Origin of the sequence: Aureibaculum marinum, from assembly GCF_003813905.1 — a bacterium.
Lineage (GTDB): Bacteria > Bacteroidota > Bacteroidia > Flavobacteriales > Flavobacteriaceae > Aureibaculum > Aureibaculum marinum.
Window position 1 is genome coordinate 361,545 of sequence record NZ_RPFJ01000002.1, and the last position, 16,286, is coordinate 377,830.

Here is a 16,286-nt window from a genome sequence, read left to right on the forward strand (position 1 = left end):
TTAATTTTTTTTAAAGGGTAATCCTAATTGTGTTAATAATGATTTTGCCTCTTTATCAGTTTTCGAAGATGTTACAAAAGTAATATCCATACCACTGATTTTATTTACCTTATCAATATCAATTTCAGGAAAAATAATTTGTTCTGTAATTCCTAAATTGTAATTACCTCTCCCATCAAAACCAGTAGATTTTACACCTCTAAAATCTCTTACACGAGGTAATGATGCAGTAACTAATCTATCCAAGAATTCGTACATCTTTTGATCACGTAGAGTAACTTTTACACCAATTGGCATTCCTTTACGTAATTTAAATGAGGCAACATCTTTTTTAGACATTGTAGCAACAGCTTTCTGTCCAGAAATTCTTGATACCTCATCAATAGCATAATCAATTAATTTCTTATCAGCTACTGCTGCACCTACACCTTTACTAATTACAATTTTTTGTAATTTAGGAACTTGCATTACATTTTTATAGCCGAATTCTTCGGTTAAAGCAGCTTTAATTCTGCTGTTATATTCTTCTTTAAGTCTAGGTACGTATGCCATAACTAAATAATTTCTTTTGATTTTTTAGAGAATCTAACTTTTTTGTCGCCCTCCATTCTATATCCTACTCTAGTTGTTTCACCATTTTCAACTAACATAATGTTAGATATATGGATTGGAGCTTCAAATTTTGAAATTCCACCTTGTGGATTTTGAGCACTAGGTTTAGTGTGTTTAGACACCATATTAACCCCCTCTACAATTGCTTTATTCTTGTTTTTAAGAATTTTAACAATTTTTCCTTCTTTACCTTTATCCTCACCAGTTGTAACTCTAACTGTATCTCCTGTTTTAAGTTTGATCTTTATCATCATCTATAATTTTAAAGCACTTCTGGTGCTAATGATACAATTTTCATGAATTGTTTTTCTCGAAGTTCTCTAGCAACTGGTCCAAAAACACGAGTTCCACGCATTTCTTCAGTAGGATTTAACAACACACATGCATTGTCATCAAATCGAATATACGAACCATCTTTACGACGAACTTCTTTTTTTGTACGTACAACAACTGCTCTAGAAACTTGTCCTTTTTTAACTGTACCATTAGGTGTAGCATGTTTTACAGATACTACAATTTTATCGCCAACAGAAGCGTAACGTCTATTTGTTCCACCTAATACTCTAATAACAAGCACTTCCTTTGCACCCGTGTTGTCAGCTACTTTTAATCTTGATTCTTGTTGTAACATAATTATTTAGCTCTTTCTAAGATTTCTACTAATCTCCAACGTTTAGTTTTACTTAAAGGTCTAGTTTCCATGATCTTTACAGTATCACCTTCATTGCAGTCGTTTTTTTCGTCATGAGCAACATATTTCTTTGTTTTCATTACGAACTTACCGTACATAGGATGTTTTGCTTTTGTCACTTCACTAACTACAATAGATTTCTCCATTTTGTTACTTGAAACAACTCCTATTCTTTCTTTTCTAAGATTTCTTTTTTCCATCTTGTAAATACGAATACAATTATTGTACTTCTCTTTTAGTTAATTCTGTGGCTAATCTAGCAACTGTCCTTCTTAAATCTCTCAGTTGAATTGGATTTTCTAGAGGTGATATAGCATGTGCCATTTTAAGATCTGTATAGTTCTTTTTTATGTCTACTAATTTCTCTTGTATATCTGCTACAGATAATTCTTTTATTTCTGATTGTTTCATACTAAAATATTATTAAGCTTCGCTTTCGTCGTAATCCCTAGCGATAACAAACTTTGTTTTAACTGGTAACTTTTGTGCTGCTAATCTTAATGCTTCTTTAGCTGTTTCAATCGGCACACCTCCAACTTCGAATAATATTCTTCCTGGTTTTACCACAGCAACAAAATATTCAGGAGCTCCTTTACCTTTACCCATACGTACTTCCAAAGGTTTTTTGGTAATTGGTTTATCAGGAAATATTTTTATCCAAATACTACCTTGTCTCTTCATGTAACGTGTAGCTGCGATACGAGCAGCTTCAATTTGACGAGAAGTAAGCAAGTCTTGCTCTAATGCTTTTATACCGAACATACCGTTAGAAAGTCTATGCCCTCTCTGAGCATTCCCTTTCATGTTCCCTTTCCCTTTCTGTACTTTACGATATTTCGTTCTTTTTGGTTGTAACATTTCTTAAACTTTAAAAAATTATTTTCTTCTTTGAGGTTTTCTTCCTCCACCTTTACCACCTTTACCTTGTTTCTTTGACAAACCAACTAAAGGAGACAATTCACGTTTACCATACACTTCACCTTTCATAATCCATACTTTAACTCCTAATCTACCATAAGTTGTGTGTGCTTCTACTAAGGCGTAGTCAATATCTGCTCTAAAAGTAGAAAGTGGAATTCTACCCTCTTTATAAGATTCTGAACGAGCCATTTCAGCTCCATTCAAACGACCTGAGATTTGAATTTTTATACCTTCTGCGTTCATACGCATTGTAGCAGCAATTGCCATTTTAATAGCTCTTCTATAAGAAATTCTATTTTCAATTTGACGAGCAATACTAGAAGCTACTAAAAAAGCATCTAATTCTGGACGTTTAATTTCAAAGATATTAATCTGTACTTCCTTACCAGTAATTTTTTTAAGCTCTTCTTTAAGCTTATCAACTTCCTGACCACCTTTTCCTATAATAATTCCAGGTCTAGCAGTAGTAATAGTTACTGTGATTAACTTAAGAGTACGTTCTATAATTACTCTAGAAACACTAGCTTTAGATAATCTCGTATGAATATACTTTCTTATTTTATCATCTTCTGCAAGCTTATCGCCATAATCATTTCCACCATACCAGTTAGATTCCCATCCTCTGATAATTCCTAAACGATTTCCTATTGGATTAGTTTTTTGTCCCATACTATTTACGAATTGCTTGTATTATTTTTTTCTCCTAATATCATAGTAACATGATTAGAACGTTTTCTTATTCTATGTGCACGACCTTGTGGAGCTGGTCTTAATCTCTTTAACATTGCTGCACTATCTACATAAATTTCTTTAATAAATAAACCTGCATCTTCAATGTTTGCATCTTCATTCTTTGATTGCCAGTTGGCAATTGCAGATAAAGTTAATTTTTCTAAATTACGTGCAGCTTCTTTTGGACTGAATTTTAAAATAGCCAATGCTTTTTCAACTTCAACTCCTCTTATTTGATCTGCCACCAATCGCATTTTTCTTGGCGATGTAGGACAACCATTTAATTTCGCAAAAAATTTCGTTTTACGATCTTCTTTAAGCTGCTGTGCTCTTAATCTTTTTCGAACTCCCATTGCTTATCTTTTACCTTTATTTTTTGCACCTGCATGTCCTCTAAATGAACGTGTTGGTGAAAATTCTCCTAATTTATGACCTACCATATTTTCAGTAATATATACTGGAACAAACTGACGACCGTTGTGCACCCCAATGGTTTGCCCAACAAAATCCGGAGTTATCATTGAGGCTCTTGACCATGTTTTGATAACAGATTTTTTTCCAGATTCAATATTACTTTGTACTTTCTTTTCCAATTTATGGAAAACATAAGGTCCTTTTTTTAATGAACGTGCCATATCTATCTCTTATTTTTTTCTACGTTCTATGATATACTTATTACTCGCTTTAGTCTTAGAACGTGTTTTATATCCTTTAGCTGGAATTCCATTTCTAGATCTAGGATGTCCTCCGGCAGACTTACCTTCACCACCACCCATTGGATGATCAACAGGATTCATCACAACAGGTCTAGTTCTTGGTCTTCTACCTAACCATCTAGTTCTACCAGCCTTACCAGACACCAACAATTGATGATCAGAGTTAGATACTGATCCAATAGTGGCTTTACACGTAAGTAAAACATATCTAATTTCACCTGATGGCAACTTCACTGTTGCATATTTACCTTCTCTAGCAACCAATTGTCCAAATGAACCTGCACTTCTAGCCATTACAGCCCCTTGTCCAGGATGCAATTCAATACAAGAAATTACTGTACCTAAAGGTATATCTTTTAAAAGCATTGTATTACCAACCTCAGGTGTAGCTTTATCTCCAGAGATAACTGTTTGTCCAACTTGCAATCCAGCTAGTGCGATTATATATCTTTTATCACCATCAGCATAATTCAATAATGCGATAAAAGCAGTACGATTAGGATCATATTCAATTGTTTTTACAGTAGCAGGAACGTTATCCTTGTCTCTTTTAAAATCAATAATACGATATCTCTTTTTATGACCCCCACCCATATAACGCATGGTCATCTTTCCTCGGTTATTTCTACCTCCAGATCTTCTTTGTGGTGCTAATAAACTCTTTTCAGGTTTATCAGTTGTTACCATATCAAAGGTATTTACAACCTTAAATCGCTGACCTGGTGTTACTGGTTTTAATTTTCTTAATGACATCTTTTTTCGTCTTAAATATTGCTATAAAAATCAATGTTATCACCTTCTACTAATTCAATAATCGCTTTTTTATAAGCTCCTATCTTCCCTGTAACAACACCTTTTTTAGTAAACTTAGTATTCCTTTTTACAGGATAGTTCATGGTTCTTACTTTACTAACAGAAACGCCATAAGCACTCTCAATAGCATTCTTAATTTCTATCTTATTTGCACGACTATCAACTTGAAAAGTATATTTATTATTCAATTCAGTTAAGTCGTTCGCTTTTTCCGTAATAATTGGTTTTATTAAAATACTCATGCTATTACTTGCTAAGATTTGATTCAATTTCTTCTATACAACTTTCTGAAAGTACAACTTTATTAGCATTCAAAACACTATAAGTACTTAGTCTTGAAGCACTTACAACGTCAGTGCTCTTTAAATTGCGAGAGGACAAATATACATTTTTATTTGAAGCATCCAACACAAACAAAGATTTTTTATTATCTAGCTCTAAGGCTTTTAAAACATTTGTGAAGTTTTTAGTTTTAGGCTCATCAAATTCAAAGTTTTCCAACACAACAATGTTGTTATCTTTTGCTTTGATTGCTAACGCAGATTGACGAGCTAAACGCTTCAAGTTTTTATTTAATTTAAACCCATAATTTTTAGGTCTTGGGCCAAATATTCTACCACCTCCTCTAAACACAGGAGATTTAATAGATCCTGCACGTGCAGTTCCTGTTCCTTTTTGTTTTTTAATCTTTCTAGTACTTCCTTTTATTTCAGCTCTTTCTTTAGCTTTGTGAGTACCTTGTCTTTGATTCGCTAAAAATTGCTTTACATCTAAATAAACTGCATGTTTATTAGGCTCTATTGCAAAAATAGCATCTGAAAGCTCAACCTTTCTTCCAGTTTTTTTCCCGTTGATATCTATTACCTCTACTTTCATTATTTCTCAATAGTTATGTAAGCGTTTCTATGCCCAGGTACAGCACCTTTTACTACTAAAAGATTCTTTTCTGGAATAACTTTTAAAACTCTTAAGTTTTCAACTTTCACCTTTTCGCCTCCCATTCTTCCTGCCATTTTCATTCCTTTAAAAACTCTTGCAGGATATGATGCAGCTCCTATAGAACCAGGAGCCCTTAATCTATTATGTTGACCGTGAGTTGCTTGACCAACACCACCAAAACCGTGACGTTTTACAACACCTTGAAAACCTTTACCTTTTGACGTACCAGATACATCAACAAATTCACCTTCAACAAAGTGCTCTACTGTTATTGTGTCACCTAATTTGTACTCCTCATCAAAACCTTTAAACTCAGCAACTCGATTTTTAGCAGTAGTGCCAGCTTTCTTAAAGTGTCCTTTCAACGCTTTATTTGTCTGCTTTTCTGCTTTGTCATCGAAACCTAATTGAATGGCTTCATAGCCATCAACTTCTTTGGTTCTGACTTGGGTAACTACACAAGGACCAGCTTCAATAACTGTACAAGGAATATTTTTCCCGTTGTCATCAAAAATACTGGTCATTCCAATTTTTCTTCCTATTAACCCAGACATTTTATATATTTATTAATTATTATTTATTATTTTTCAAAAAAATAGGGTCAAAAAATACTTCAACCCTGAATATATTTTTTTTCCGTTTTTCCCTTGTCAACCGCTCGGGACATTTTACCTCAAATTATTTTCGAGGTTTGTTTTCAGCTTTACTAATTTCTATTAAACAGTTAGAAATTACTAAAACTAATCTTCATTAGAATTAAAACTAAAGTATATCACACTTTAATTTCAACCTCAACACCACTAGGTAATTCTAACTTCATTAAGGCATCAATTGTTTTCGATGAAGAACTATAAATATCTAATAATCTTTTATACGAACTCAATTGAAATTGTTCTCTAGCTTTTTTATTTACGTGAGGCGAACGCAACACTGTAAATATTTTTTTATGCGTTGGTAATGGTATTGGACCATTTATAACAGCACCAGTATTTTTTACTGTTTTCACGATTTTCTCAGCAGATTTATCTACTAAATTATGATCGTAAGATTTTAACTTTATTCTAATTTTTTGACTCATCTCTATATCTATTTAGTAAATTAACCCTTTACTTTTTTAATTACTTCTTCAGCTATATTTGAAGGTGTTTCTGCATAATGAGAAAATTCCATTGTAGATGTTGCTCTACCTGATGATAATGTTCTTAATGAAGTTACATAACCAAACATTTCAGATAATGGCACCTCTCCTTTAATAACTTTAGCACCTGCTCTATCAGACATACTACCAACTTGACCTCTTCTTCTATTCAAATCTCCAACAATATCACCCATATTTTCTTCAGGTGTTAACACCTCAAGTTTCATAATAGGTTCCATTAACACTGCTTTAGCAGCTTTGGCAGCTTCTTTAAATCCTATTTTTGCAGCTAATTCAAAAGATAATGCATCAGAATCTACAGGATGGAAAGAACCATCTTTTAACGTAACTTTCATTGCATCCATTTCAAAACCAGCTAGAGGACCATTTTTCATAGCTTCTTTAAATCCTTTCTCAACAGATGGAATAAATTCTTTTGGAATATTACCACCTTTAATAAGGTTTACAAATTCTAAACCAGTTTTATCTTCATCAGCTGGCTCCATAGTAAATACAATATCAGCAAATTTACCACGTCCACCAGATTGCTTTTTATATACCTCTCTATGATCAGCTGATCTAGTTAAAGCTTCTTTATATTCTACTTGTGGTTGACCTTGATTAACTTCAACTTTAAATTCACGACGTAATCTATCTACAATAATATCTAAGTGCAACTCACCCATACCAGAAATAATAGTTTGACCAGAAGCTTCATCAGTTTTTACGGTAAATGTTGGATCTTCCTCTGCCAATTTACCTAACGCCATACCTAACTTATCAACATCAGCTTTAGTTTTAGGCTCAACAGCAATACCAATTACTGGATCTGGAAAATCCATACTTTCTAAAACAATCGGATGTTTTTCGTCAGTTAAGGTATCTCCTGTTTTAATATCTTTAAACCCAACAGCTGCACCAATATCACCAGCTTCAATATAATCTAAAGCTTTTTGTTTATTGGCATGCATTTGATAGATACGTGATATACGTTCTTTTTTACCAGAACGATTATTTAAAATGTAAGAACCTGCATCTAAATGACCAGAATAAGCTCTAAAAAAAGCCAAACGTCCAACAAAAGGATCTGTTGCAATTTTAAAAGCTAAAGCCGAAAACGGTTCTTTTACACTAGGTTTTCTAGAAATTTCATCACCTGTATTAGGATCTGTACCTATAATAGCCTCTTTATCTAAAGGAGAAGGTAAATAACGACATACAGCATCTAATAAAAACTGCACACCTTTATTTTTAAATGAAGAACCACAAATCATAGGAATGATTGACATATCCATAACAGCAGCTCTTAATGCAGCATGCACTTCATCTTCAGTAATAGAATTTTCATCCTCAAAGAATTTTTCTAGTAATTCTTCATCATACTCAGCTACAGCCTCTATCAATTGAGCTCTATATTTAGCCGCTTCTTCTTTAAGATCTTCAGGAATTTCAACTTCATCAAAAGTAGCACCTAAAGTTTCTTCATGCCATATAATTGCTCTATTTTTTACTAAGTCAACAATACCTTTAAAGTCAGCTTCATCACCAACAGGCAAAACAATAGGAACTGCATTAGAACCTAACATTTCTTTTACCTGATTGTTCACCATTAAAAAGTTAGCACCTTGACGATCCATCTTATTAACAAATCCAATTCTTGGCACTTTATAATTGTCAGCAAGCCTCCAGTTTGTTTCAGATTGTGGTTCTACACCATCAACTGCAGAAAACAAAAAGACTAAACCATCAAGAACTCTTAAAGAACGGTTTACCTCCACTGTAAAATCCACGTGACCCGGAGTATCAATTATATTAAAATGATAATCCTTTGTATTTTCTAACGCTTTTGCATTCTCCATTGGAAATTTCCACTCACAAGTAGTAGCCGCCGAAGTAATAGTAATACCTCTTTCTGCCTCTTGCTCCATCCAATCCATTGTAGAAGACCCCTCATGTGTTTCACCAATTTTATGATTAACACCTGTATAAAATAAAATACGCTCTGTTGTTGTTGTTTTACCAGCATCAATATGAGCTGCAATTCCTATATTTCTTGTATATTTTAAATCTCTTGCCATTTACTAAAATCTAAAGTGTGAAAATGCTTTATTCGCTTCAGCCATTTTATGTACATCTGTTCTTTTCTTAACAGCTGCACCTTCTTCTTTGTAAGCTGCCAAAACTTCATTTGCTAAACGCTGAGCCATAGACTTCTCATTACGCTTTCTTGCATACAAAATCATCCATTTCATCGCCATAGAAACCTTTCTATCTGGTCTAATTTGCATAGGTATTTGAAATGTAGCTCCACCCACTCTTCTACTTCTAACTTCTACATGTGGCATAACGTTAGACAACGCATCTTTCCACACCTCTAAAGCTGTTTTTTCTTCATCTTGTTTTTTCTCCTCTACAATATCCATCGCATCATAAAACACTTTAAATGCTACAGATTTTTTACCATCCTTCATTAAATTATTAACAAAACGTGTTACCAATTGATCCTGAAACCTTGGATCTGGCAACAAATGTCTTTTCTTTGCACTCTTTTTTCTCATTACTTCTTAGTTTTTGATTTAAATTCCGAAACCTTGACTTTATTCAAGAATAGTTCAGAATATGTTATTTTTTAGGACGTTTAGTTCCGTATTTAGAACGTCTTTGTGTTCGTCCCTCAACACCTGCAGTATCCAAAGCACCACGAACAACGTGATATTTAACTCCAGGTAAATCTTTTACTCTTCCACCTCTAACTAATACTATCGAGTGCTCTTGTAAATTATGTCCTTCTCCAGGTATGTAAGCATTCACCTCATTACCATTAGTTAACCTTACCCTTGCTACTTTACGCATAGCTGAATTTGGTTTCTTTGGTGTTGTAGTATAAACACGTGTACATACGCCTCTTCTTTGCGGACAAGAATTTAATGCAGCCGATTTATTCTTCTTAGTTATTTGGGTTCTTCCCTTGCGTACTAATTGCTGTATAGTTGGCATATAAATTAATTATTATTTCTTATTTAAAATACTCCTCTTTTTTAAGAGTGTGCAAATGTATAAATAAAATCTGTTTCTACAAACAGGTCTTAGCTAAAATTTATCATCATTTTAAAAACATTTTTAATTATATCTATTTTTATAAGTTTTAAACTAATTTTGAATCGTTTTGAAATCACATTTTACATCATATATATATATACTACTTTCAATACTATTTTTTAACCATTCTTTTGGTCAAAAATTAGAATTAAAAATTTCTTCTAATGATAGCACTTCAAATTCATTTTTACAGAATATTAGCTATCAAAAGTATCATTTATCAGAAAAATCTATCCTCAATACGTTAGATTCAGTAACTCTCCAAATTGAGAAAATTGGCTTTTTTAATCATCAGCTAGACACCTTAATAAAAAAAGACAGCATTTACACTGCCCATTTTAAATTAAACAATAAAATAAAAATAATCAGAATACATTATAACATTAACCAAATTTCATTTGAACCTATTAATCCAAATTATTTTGAAGTAGCTCCAAAAAATTTAACAAAAAAATTACAACAAATAGTAACAACTCAAGAAGAGAAAGGGAATTCATTTTCAGAAGCTTCGCTACAAAACATTACTGTGATAAATGACACAATAATAGAAGCTCAATTAGCATTAAAAAAATCTTCTAAACGAAAGATAGATAAAATAATTATAACTGGTTATTCTAATTTCCCTAAGGCATTTCTTAAACACCATTTACAACTCAAAGAACATACGCTGTTTAACAAAAACAAATTAAACAAAGCTTCAATGGCCACCAACAACCTATCTTTCAGTTCAGAAATAAAAGCCCCTGAAGTTCTATTCACAAAAGACTCTACTATTGTTTATCTATTTATTAAAAAAGAAAAAGCTAACAGATTTGACGGATTAATAGGATTCACTACTAACAAAACGGGAAAGGGACTTTCTTTCAATGGCTATCTAGACCTATTACTTAACAACATATTTGATTCAGGTGAAAACATCGATCTTTCATGGAAAAACAATGGCAACAACCAACATAGTTTTAATTTAGACGTTTCTTTACCATTCATTTTCAACACAAGGATATCACCTAATGTAGCATTATCAATTTACAAACAAGATTCTACCTTTGTAAATACCTCGTTTAAACTAACTCTTCCCTATCACATTAACAACCGCAATGCAATTGGACTAACCATGCATTCAGAAAACTCATCAAACTTATTAACTAATACAATTACCACAATTGAAGATTATAAAAGCACCTTCTTCGGAATTAACTACAACTACACTATAGCAAACAACCACCCTTTATTCAAAACGAAATTCAATTTTTATATTGAAGGTTTAAAAGGAAAAAGAACGAACACCAACTCAAATAACCAATCGAAATTTAATTTACAAACTAATTTTTTATGGAGCTTAAATCATAAAAATCATATTTTTTTACAAAACAGAAGTGGAATTATAAATTCTAAAAACCTACTAACCAACGAATTGTTTCGTGTAGGTGGTAACAATTCAATTCGTGGATTTGACGAAGAAAGCATCCCAGCATCAACATATACCACCTTTAACATTGAATATAGATACGCAACAAACAATAGCTCATACCTCTATTCAATCACAGATTTTGGCTCAATAAAAAACCAAAATGAATCTTCTCAACTATACTCCTTAGGCCTAGGCTACGCATTCTTATCAAAACTTGGATATATAAACTTAGGATACGCAATAGGAAAATACCCAAACAACTCTTTTAACATCAACAATTCTCGTATCCATCTAAAAATTGTTAATCTTTTCTAAAAAACAAACTTTTTTTAACCACTACCCCTAAAAAAACACCCTTGTATTAACTTTTCTTTAACATAATATTATGATTTTAAGAAAAAAAATTTGTTTTATTAACTTATTATTAAGACTTTTGAGCAAATTAATTCAAATAAATATACACATGAAAACAAAGTTTAATGGTTTTCTAACACTATTATTAGTGTTAGCAGTGCAACTAACGTTTGCACAAGCAAAAACTATCACCGGTACCGTTTCTGATGAAACAGGGCCACTACCAGGTGTTAGTGTAGTTATTAAGGGTACAACTACAGGTACTGAAACAGATTTCGATGGTAAATACACTATTGAAGCTTCAGTTGGCGATGTTCTAGTTTACAGTTTTATTGGTATGGCTAGAAAAGAAGTAACTGTAGGCAACTCCAACACTATCAACGTAGCTATGGAAGCTGACAACGTACTAGAAGAAGTTGTAGTAACTGCGTTAGGTATTAAAAGAGAAACAAAAACCCTAACCTACGCCGCACAAGAAATTAAAGCAGAAGACTTAAACATTTCACAAGATGTGAATCTTAAAAATGCAATAGCTGGTAAAGTGGCAGGTGTACAAATACAAGGTCAAGCAGGTTCCAAATTAGGTGAAGCTGGTAAGATTAGAATTAGAGGTGCAATGTCTTTAACTTCTGACAACGACCCTCTATATGTGGTAGATGGTATTCCTATCAATAATCCAAGTGATGTTGACATGAACAACGTTGCTAGTCTTAACGTATTAAAAGGACCAAACGCAACCGCATTATATGGTCAAAGAGCTGACGCTGGTGTAGTTGTAATAACAACAAAAAAAGGAAGTCGAAAAGGTATAGGTGTTGAAATTATAAGTTCTGCTACTTTTGAAAACGTATCATATTTACCAAAATTCCAAAATGAATATGGTCAAGGATATGAAGGAGAAGCTAGTTGGGGTACTTTTGATGGCTCTTCTGCAGCAATTCCAGAATGGTCTGTTTTGGACGGACAAAGATATTTAGTTTGGGATAATAACTATGCTGATGAGAGCTGGGGACCTAAATTTGATGATCAAGACTACTTACCTTGGTATTCATTTTGGCCAGACAGCCCATATTTTGGACAAACTGCAAAATATAGTGCTCAGCCAGATAACATTAAAGAGTTTTATGACACTGGTTTATCTTTAAAAAACTCTGTTGCTATTAGTGGTGGTGGCGATAGATATAATGCGAGAGTTTCGTTTACAGATTTAGACCAATCTGGTATTGTACCTTACTCTAAGTTTGATAAACAATTTATTGGTGCTAATTTTGATTTTGATGTAACTGATAAATTTAATGTTGCTACCACGCTTAACTACTCTATTTCAAAAACTCAAGGAGATTTTGACGATGGATATAGCAATCAATCTTCTGGTAACTTTAACCAATGGTTTGGTAGAAATATAGAAATTGACAAGTTGCGAGAACTAATTGATTTAAAAACTCCAGATGGATATAACGCTACTTGGAACTGGTGGGGTCCTGATTACTATGCTATTGGTGGCAGCTATAAAAAACCGGCATTTTGGTTCAACCCATATTATTACGCACGAGAATTTAAAAACATAGACAGAAATAATAATTTCGCTGGCAGTATTAATTTAACCTATCAGTTTAACGACAATTGGAAACTAACTGCAGGAGCAACTAGAACAAAAGATGAATATAAAAACAATTATTACGTGCCTTATTCTATAGCATATTCTGCAGCTCCTGACTTATACAATGCTTGGTCAAATTCTTTTGGTGTTACTAGACGTACACGTTCAGAAAACAACTACAATACAGCATTAAATTACACAAACAAATTTGGAGATTTTGACGTTGATGCATTTATAGGTGGAAACATAAGAGTGAATAACTATGATACGTTTTACGCAAATATGGATACAGGTGCTACAATAGGTGGCCTAATTATACCAGATGTATACACCTTCTCAAACGCAGGTATTGCTCCTTCACCAACAACATATGTTAGTAAAAAACAAGTACGTAGTATGTATGGCAAAGTATCTTTTGGATATAAAGACATGATTTATTTAGATGGTACTTATAGAAAAGATTGGAGTTCTGCTTTACCAGAAAATAGCAATGGATATGGCTATCCTTCTTTCGGTACAAGTTTCATTTTCTCTGAATTAATTGAAAATAATAGCATTTTATCTTTTGGTAAATTAAGAGCCGGTTGGGCACAAGTAGGTAATGATTTAGGAGCATATGAGTTAGACCCAGCATATCCTTTATCAGGGAAACCCTATGATGGCATTTCTTTACAATATACCAATACCGATATTTTAGACCCAAATATAAAACCTGCAATTAACACTTCACTAGAAGTAGGTTTTGACACTCGTTTTCTACAAAACAGACTTGGGTTGAGCTTTACCTATTACAAAGAAAATAGAAAAGATGAAATTATACCTATTAGTGTATCAAGAGGTACTGGATACGACAGCTACTTGACTAATGCCGGAGAAGCAGAAAGAGAAGGAGTTGAGATTACCTTTACTGCAACACCAGTTAAATCAGATAACTTTAGTTGGGATATCACAGCTAACTTTGCAAAAAACACAACTAAAATTGTTAGTTTACCTGGAGATTTACAATCTCTAGATGCACCAGGAGGTAATGATGCTTTTGGTTTCGTATATGTTACACATGAATTAGGAAATGACTGGGGACAATTAAGAGGTACTGCAATTGAAAGAGATGCTGATGGCAATCCCGTTGTACAATCTAATGGATTGTATTCAGTTGAAACAGGTCAATACTTAGGAAGTGTATTACCAGATTTTACAGGAGGTATATTAAATGGATTTACTTATAAAAACTTAAGTTTAACCGCATCAATTGATTTCCAAAAAGGAGGTAAATTTTTCTCTTTAAGTGAAATGTGGGGATCTTCTTCTGGATTATTAGAAAGCACTGCTGGTTTAAATGATAAAGGCAACCCTAAACGTGATGCTGTTGATGACGGAGGTGGTACTCGCGTTATTGGTGTTACTGCTTCTGGCCAACCATATGATGAATACATTGAAACCTATGATTTTAACACACAAAATTATTCAAACAGACTTGCAGAACCATTTATACATGATGCAAGTTATATTAAACTAAGAGATGTAAGTTTAACTTATAATTTTTCAAAAAAATTATTAAAAAACTCACTTTCGGGTGCTAGCATAAGTTTAGTTGGTAGAAACTTATGGCTAATTTCAGTAGCTAAAGACAATACTCAAGAATGGGATCCTTCAGAGATTTCAGGAACATATGGAGAAAGTGGTCAAATGCCTGGAACACGAAGTTATGGTGTAAATGTTAAATTAACTTTTTAATAAAAAAAACGATGAAAAAAATAAAATATTTAATCCTAACATCTCTCTTAATTGCCATTGGAGCATGTGAGAATGTCGATTTTGGAGATACAAATGTAAATCCTAATGGAGCAGCAGACCCAAACACTTCGTCTTTAATGGCGGGTGCCATGTCTCGATACTCTACGATAACAGGTAGAGATGGTTTACTTAAACCAACTTTATACGTTCAATACCAATCTCAAGTTACCTATGTAGACGAAATGCTTTATAATGAAGCCGCAGTAAGTTGGTATTCTTATTATGTACAAACATTATCTAATTTACAATTAGTTATTGATATAAATTCAGATGTAGAAAATCATAATACTATTTTGCTGAGTCAAGGTGCTCCTGAAAATCAAATTGCGGTATCTGAAATTTTTAAAACAATTATTTTTAAAAGAATTACAGATAGTTGGGGTGACATACCATACTCAGAAGCATTAAAAGACAAAGAAAATTTAAGTCCTTTGTATGATAGCCAAAGTAGTATTTACGAATCAATGTTAGCTCAATTAAAAACTTCTAGAGACAACTTAGATGATTCAAAATTAGGACCGACAGGGGATATCATTTTTGGAGGAAATGTAACACAATGGAAAAAAATGGCAAATTCGCTAATTTTACAACTTTCGTTACAACTATCTAAAAAATATCCATCAGCTTCAGGTATAGCAGCAGCAGCATTTAATGAAGCTTTAAACGATCCAAGTGGAGTAATTGAAGACATTTCTGATGAAGCTTGGTTTATTTACAATGAAGATTTTCAAAATCCTTATTCTGCAAATAGAAAACCTGATTATTTTCTTTCTCAAGAATTTACAGATGCTTTAAAAGGTATAGGAACCACTTCAAACACATTATTAGATTCAAGAATTAATGTATATTCAGATGACCCATCTAAAGATGGTGTTCCTTACGGATATGCTAATGGTAGTGGTGCAGGAAAAGCTTCAATGTCTGATTATATATGGACAGAATTAGCTCCTTTACCTTTAATGACTGCAGCATATACCTATTTAAATAGAGCTGATGCCGCAAATTTAGGTTGGACTACTGAAGATGCTGCTGACATGTTAAAAATGGGAGTTGAAAAATCATACGAAACTCTTGACGCACACTATGGAACTTCTATCAGTGCAAGTGCAACAGCTTATGCCACTTCAAGAGTTGCTGATATGACAACATATGGAGCTACAAGGGTTATCGCAGAAGAAAAGTGGGTAACTCTTTTCCCTAACGGCTTTGATGCATGGTCAGAATGGAGACGTACAGATTTCCCCGCATTAGTACCCGCAACCGATTTCTTTAATGATGGACAAATACCTAGAAGATATAATTACCCAACTGAAGAAAATAGTTTAAATAAAGCAAACTATGATTCAGGTGTTGCTGCATTATTACCGGCTACAGATAAAAACACATCAAGAGTATGGTGGGATCAATAAAATAAAATTCACTAAAAAAAGAAAACGTCTAATTCAAATGAATTAGGCGTTTTTTAT

20 protein-coding genes are annotated in these 16,286 nt (G+C 33.1%); 3 read left to right on the top strand and 17 right to left on the bottom strand.

From position 1 onward, the window contains the following. The 17 genes from rplE to rpsL form a co-directional block, all read right to left on the bottom strand. Positions 1–552 (bottom strand): 50S ribosomal protein L5, encoded by a 552-nt coding sequence (rplE, locus tag EGM88_RS02285; RefSeq protein WP_123896348.1) that lies wholly within the window; start codon positions 550–552, stop codon positions 1–3. Positions 553–554: 2 nt separating this feature from the next. After that, a complete protein-coding gene (rplX, locus tag EGM88_RS02290; protein WP_123896349.1) occupies positions 555–863 on the bottom strand; it encodes a 50S ribosomal protein L24 in 309 nt (102 codons plus the stop codon). An 11-nt stretch (positions 864–874) separates the two neighbouring features. Continuing rightward, on the bottom strand, positions 875–1,243 hold the full coding sequence (rplN, locus tag EGM88_RS02295) for a 50S ribosomal protein L14 (protein ID WP_123896350.1): 369 nt from the start codon (positions 1,241–1,243) through the stop codon (positions 875–877). A gap of 2 nt (positions 1,244–1,245) precedes the next feature. Next, positions 1,246–1,503 carry a 30S ribosomal protein S17 gene (rpsQ, locus tag EGM88_RS02300; RefSeq protein ID WP_123896351.1) on the bottom strand — a complete coding sequence of 86 codons (258 nt, stop codon included), beginning with the start codon at positions 1,501–1,503 and terminating at the stop codon, positions 1,246–1,248. A 19-nt stretch (positions 1,504–1,522) separates the two neighbouring features. Next, complete coding sequence (rpmC, locus tag EGM88_RS02305) at positions 1,523–1,714, bottom strand: 50S ribosomal protein L29 (protein ID WP_123896352.1); 192 nt, start codon at positions 1,712–1,714, stop codon at positions 1,523–1,525. Positions 1,715–1,726: 12 nt separating this feature from the next. Further along, positions 1,727–2,161, bottom strand: coding sequence for a 50S ribosomal protein L16 (gene rplP, locus EGM88_RS02310; RefSeq protein ID WP_123896353.1), 435 nt, complete (start codon positions 2,159–2,161; stop codon positions 1,727–1,729). A gap of 18 nt (positions 2,162–2,179) precedes the next feature. Then, on the bottom strand, positions 2,180–2,893 hold the full coding sequence (rpsC, locus tag EGM88_RS02315) for a 30S ribosomal protein S3 (RefSeq protein WP_123896354.1): 714 nt from the start codon (positions 2,891–2,893) through the stop codon (positions 2,180–2,182). Positions 2,894–2,898: 5 nt separating this feature from the next. Further along, complete coding sequence (gene rplV, locus EGM88_RS02320) at positions 2,899–3,309, bottom strand: 50S ribosomal protein L22 (protein WP_123896355.1); 411 nt, start codon at positions 3,307–3,309, stop codon at positions 2,899–2,901. Between the two features lie 3 nt (positions 3,310–3,312). Next, complete coding sequence (gene rpsS / locus EGM88_RS02325) at positions 3,313–3,591, bottom strand: 30S ribosomal protein S19 (RefSeq protein WP_123896356.1); 279 nt, start codon at positions 3,589–3,591, stop codon at positions 3,313–3,315. A gap of 9 nt (positions 3,592–3,600) precedes the next feature. Continuing rightward, entirely contained in the window at positions 3,601–4,425 is an 825-nt protein-coding gene (gene rplB, locus EGM88_RS02330; RefSeq protein ID WP_123896357.1) for a 50S ribosomal protein L2, read from the bottom strand. An 11-nt stretch (positions 4,426–4,436) separates the two neighbouring features. Continuing rightward, entirely contained in the window at positions 4,437–4,727 is a 291-nt protein-coding gene (rplW, locus tag EGM88_RS02335) for a 50S ribosomal protein L23 (protein WP_123896358.1), read from the bottom strand. Between the two features lie 4 nt (positions 4,728–4,731). Then, complete coding sequence (gene rplD / locus EGM88_RS02340) at positions 4,732–5,361, bottom strand: 50S ribosomal protein L4 (protein ID WP_123896359.1); 630 nt, start codon at positions 5,359–5,361, stop codon at positions 4,732–4,734. Then, positions 5,361–5,978, bottom strand: coding sequence for a 50S ribosomal protein L3 (gene rplC, locus EGM88_RS02345; RefSeq protein WP_123896360.1), 618 nt, complete (start codon positions 5,976–5,978; stop codon positions 5,361–5,363). The genes rplD and rplC overlap by 1 nt, the downstream gene beginning before the upstream one ends. A gap of 218 nt (positions 5,979–6,196) precedes the next feature. Continuing rightward, a complete protein-coding gene (gene rpsJ, locus EGM88_RS02350) occupies positions 6,197–6,502 on the bottom strand; it encodes a 30S ribosomal protein S10 (protein ID WP_123896361.1) in 306 nt (101 codons plus the stop codon). Positions 6,503–6,522: 20 nt separating this feature from the next. Next, the gene (gene fusA / locus EGM88_RS02355) at positions 6,523–8,640 is read right to left on the bottom strand and encodes an elongation factor G (protein ID WP_123896362.1); all 2,118 of its coding nucleotides are present in this window, start codon (positions 8,638–8,640) and stop codon (positions 6,523–6,525) included. A 3-nt stretch (positions 8,641–8,643) separates the two neighbouring features. Beyond that, a complete protein-coding gene (gene rpsG / locus EGM88_RS02360) occupies positions 8,644–9,120 on the bottom strand; it encodes a 30S ribosomal protein S7 (RefSeq protein ID WP_123896363.1) in 477 nt (158 codons plus the stop codon). Positions 9,121–9,184: 64 nt separating this feature from the next. Next, positions 9,185–9,559 carry a 30S ribosomal protein S12 gene (rpsL, locus tag EGM88_RS02365; RefSeq protein ID WP_117879401.1) on the bottom strand — a complete coding sequence of 125 codons (375 nt, stop codon included), beginning with the start codon at positions 9,557–9,559 and terminating at the stop codon, positions 9,185–9,187. 169 nt (positions 9,560–9,728) lie between these two features. Here rpsL and EGM88_RS02370 point away from each other — a divergent pair, with 169 nt between their 5' ends. The 3 genes from EGM88_RS02370 to EGM88_RS02380 all read left to right on the top strand — a co-directional run bounded on the left by EGM88_RS02370 (position 9,729) and on the right by EGM88_RS02380 (position 16,229). After that, positions 9,729–11,387 carry a ShlB/FhaC/HecB family hemolysin secretion/activation protein gene (locus tag EGM88_RS02370; protein ID WP_123896364.1) on the top strand — a complete coding sequence of 553 codons (1,659 nt, stop codon included), beginning with the start codon at positions 9,729–9,731 and terminating at the stop codon, positions 11,385–11,387. Positions 11,388–11,535: 148 nt separating this feature from the next. Next, entirely contained in the window at positions 11,536–14,760 is a 3,225-nt protein-coding gene (locus EGM88_RS02375; RefSeq protein ID WP_162497531.1) for a SusC/RagA family TonB-linked outer membrane protein, read from the top strand. Between the two features lie 11 nt (positions 14,761–14,771). Beyond that, positions 14,772–16,229: a SusD/RagB family nutrient-binding outer membrane lipoprotein gene (locus tag EGM88_RS02380; protein WP_123896366.1), complete on the top strand. Its 1,458-nt coding sequence runs from the start codon at positions 14,772–14,774 to the stop codon at positions 16,227–16,229. Positions 16,230–16,286: the final 57 nt, after the last annotated feature.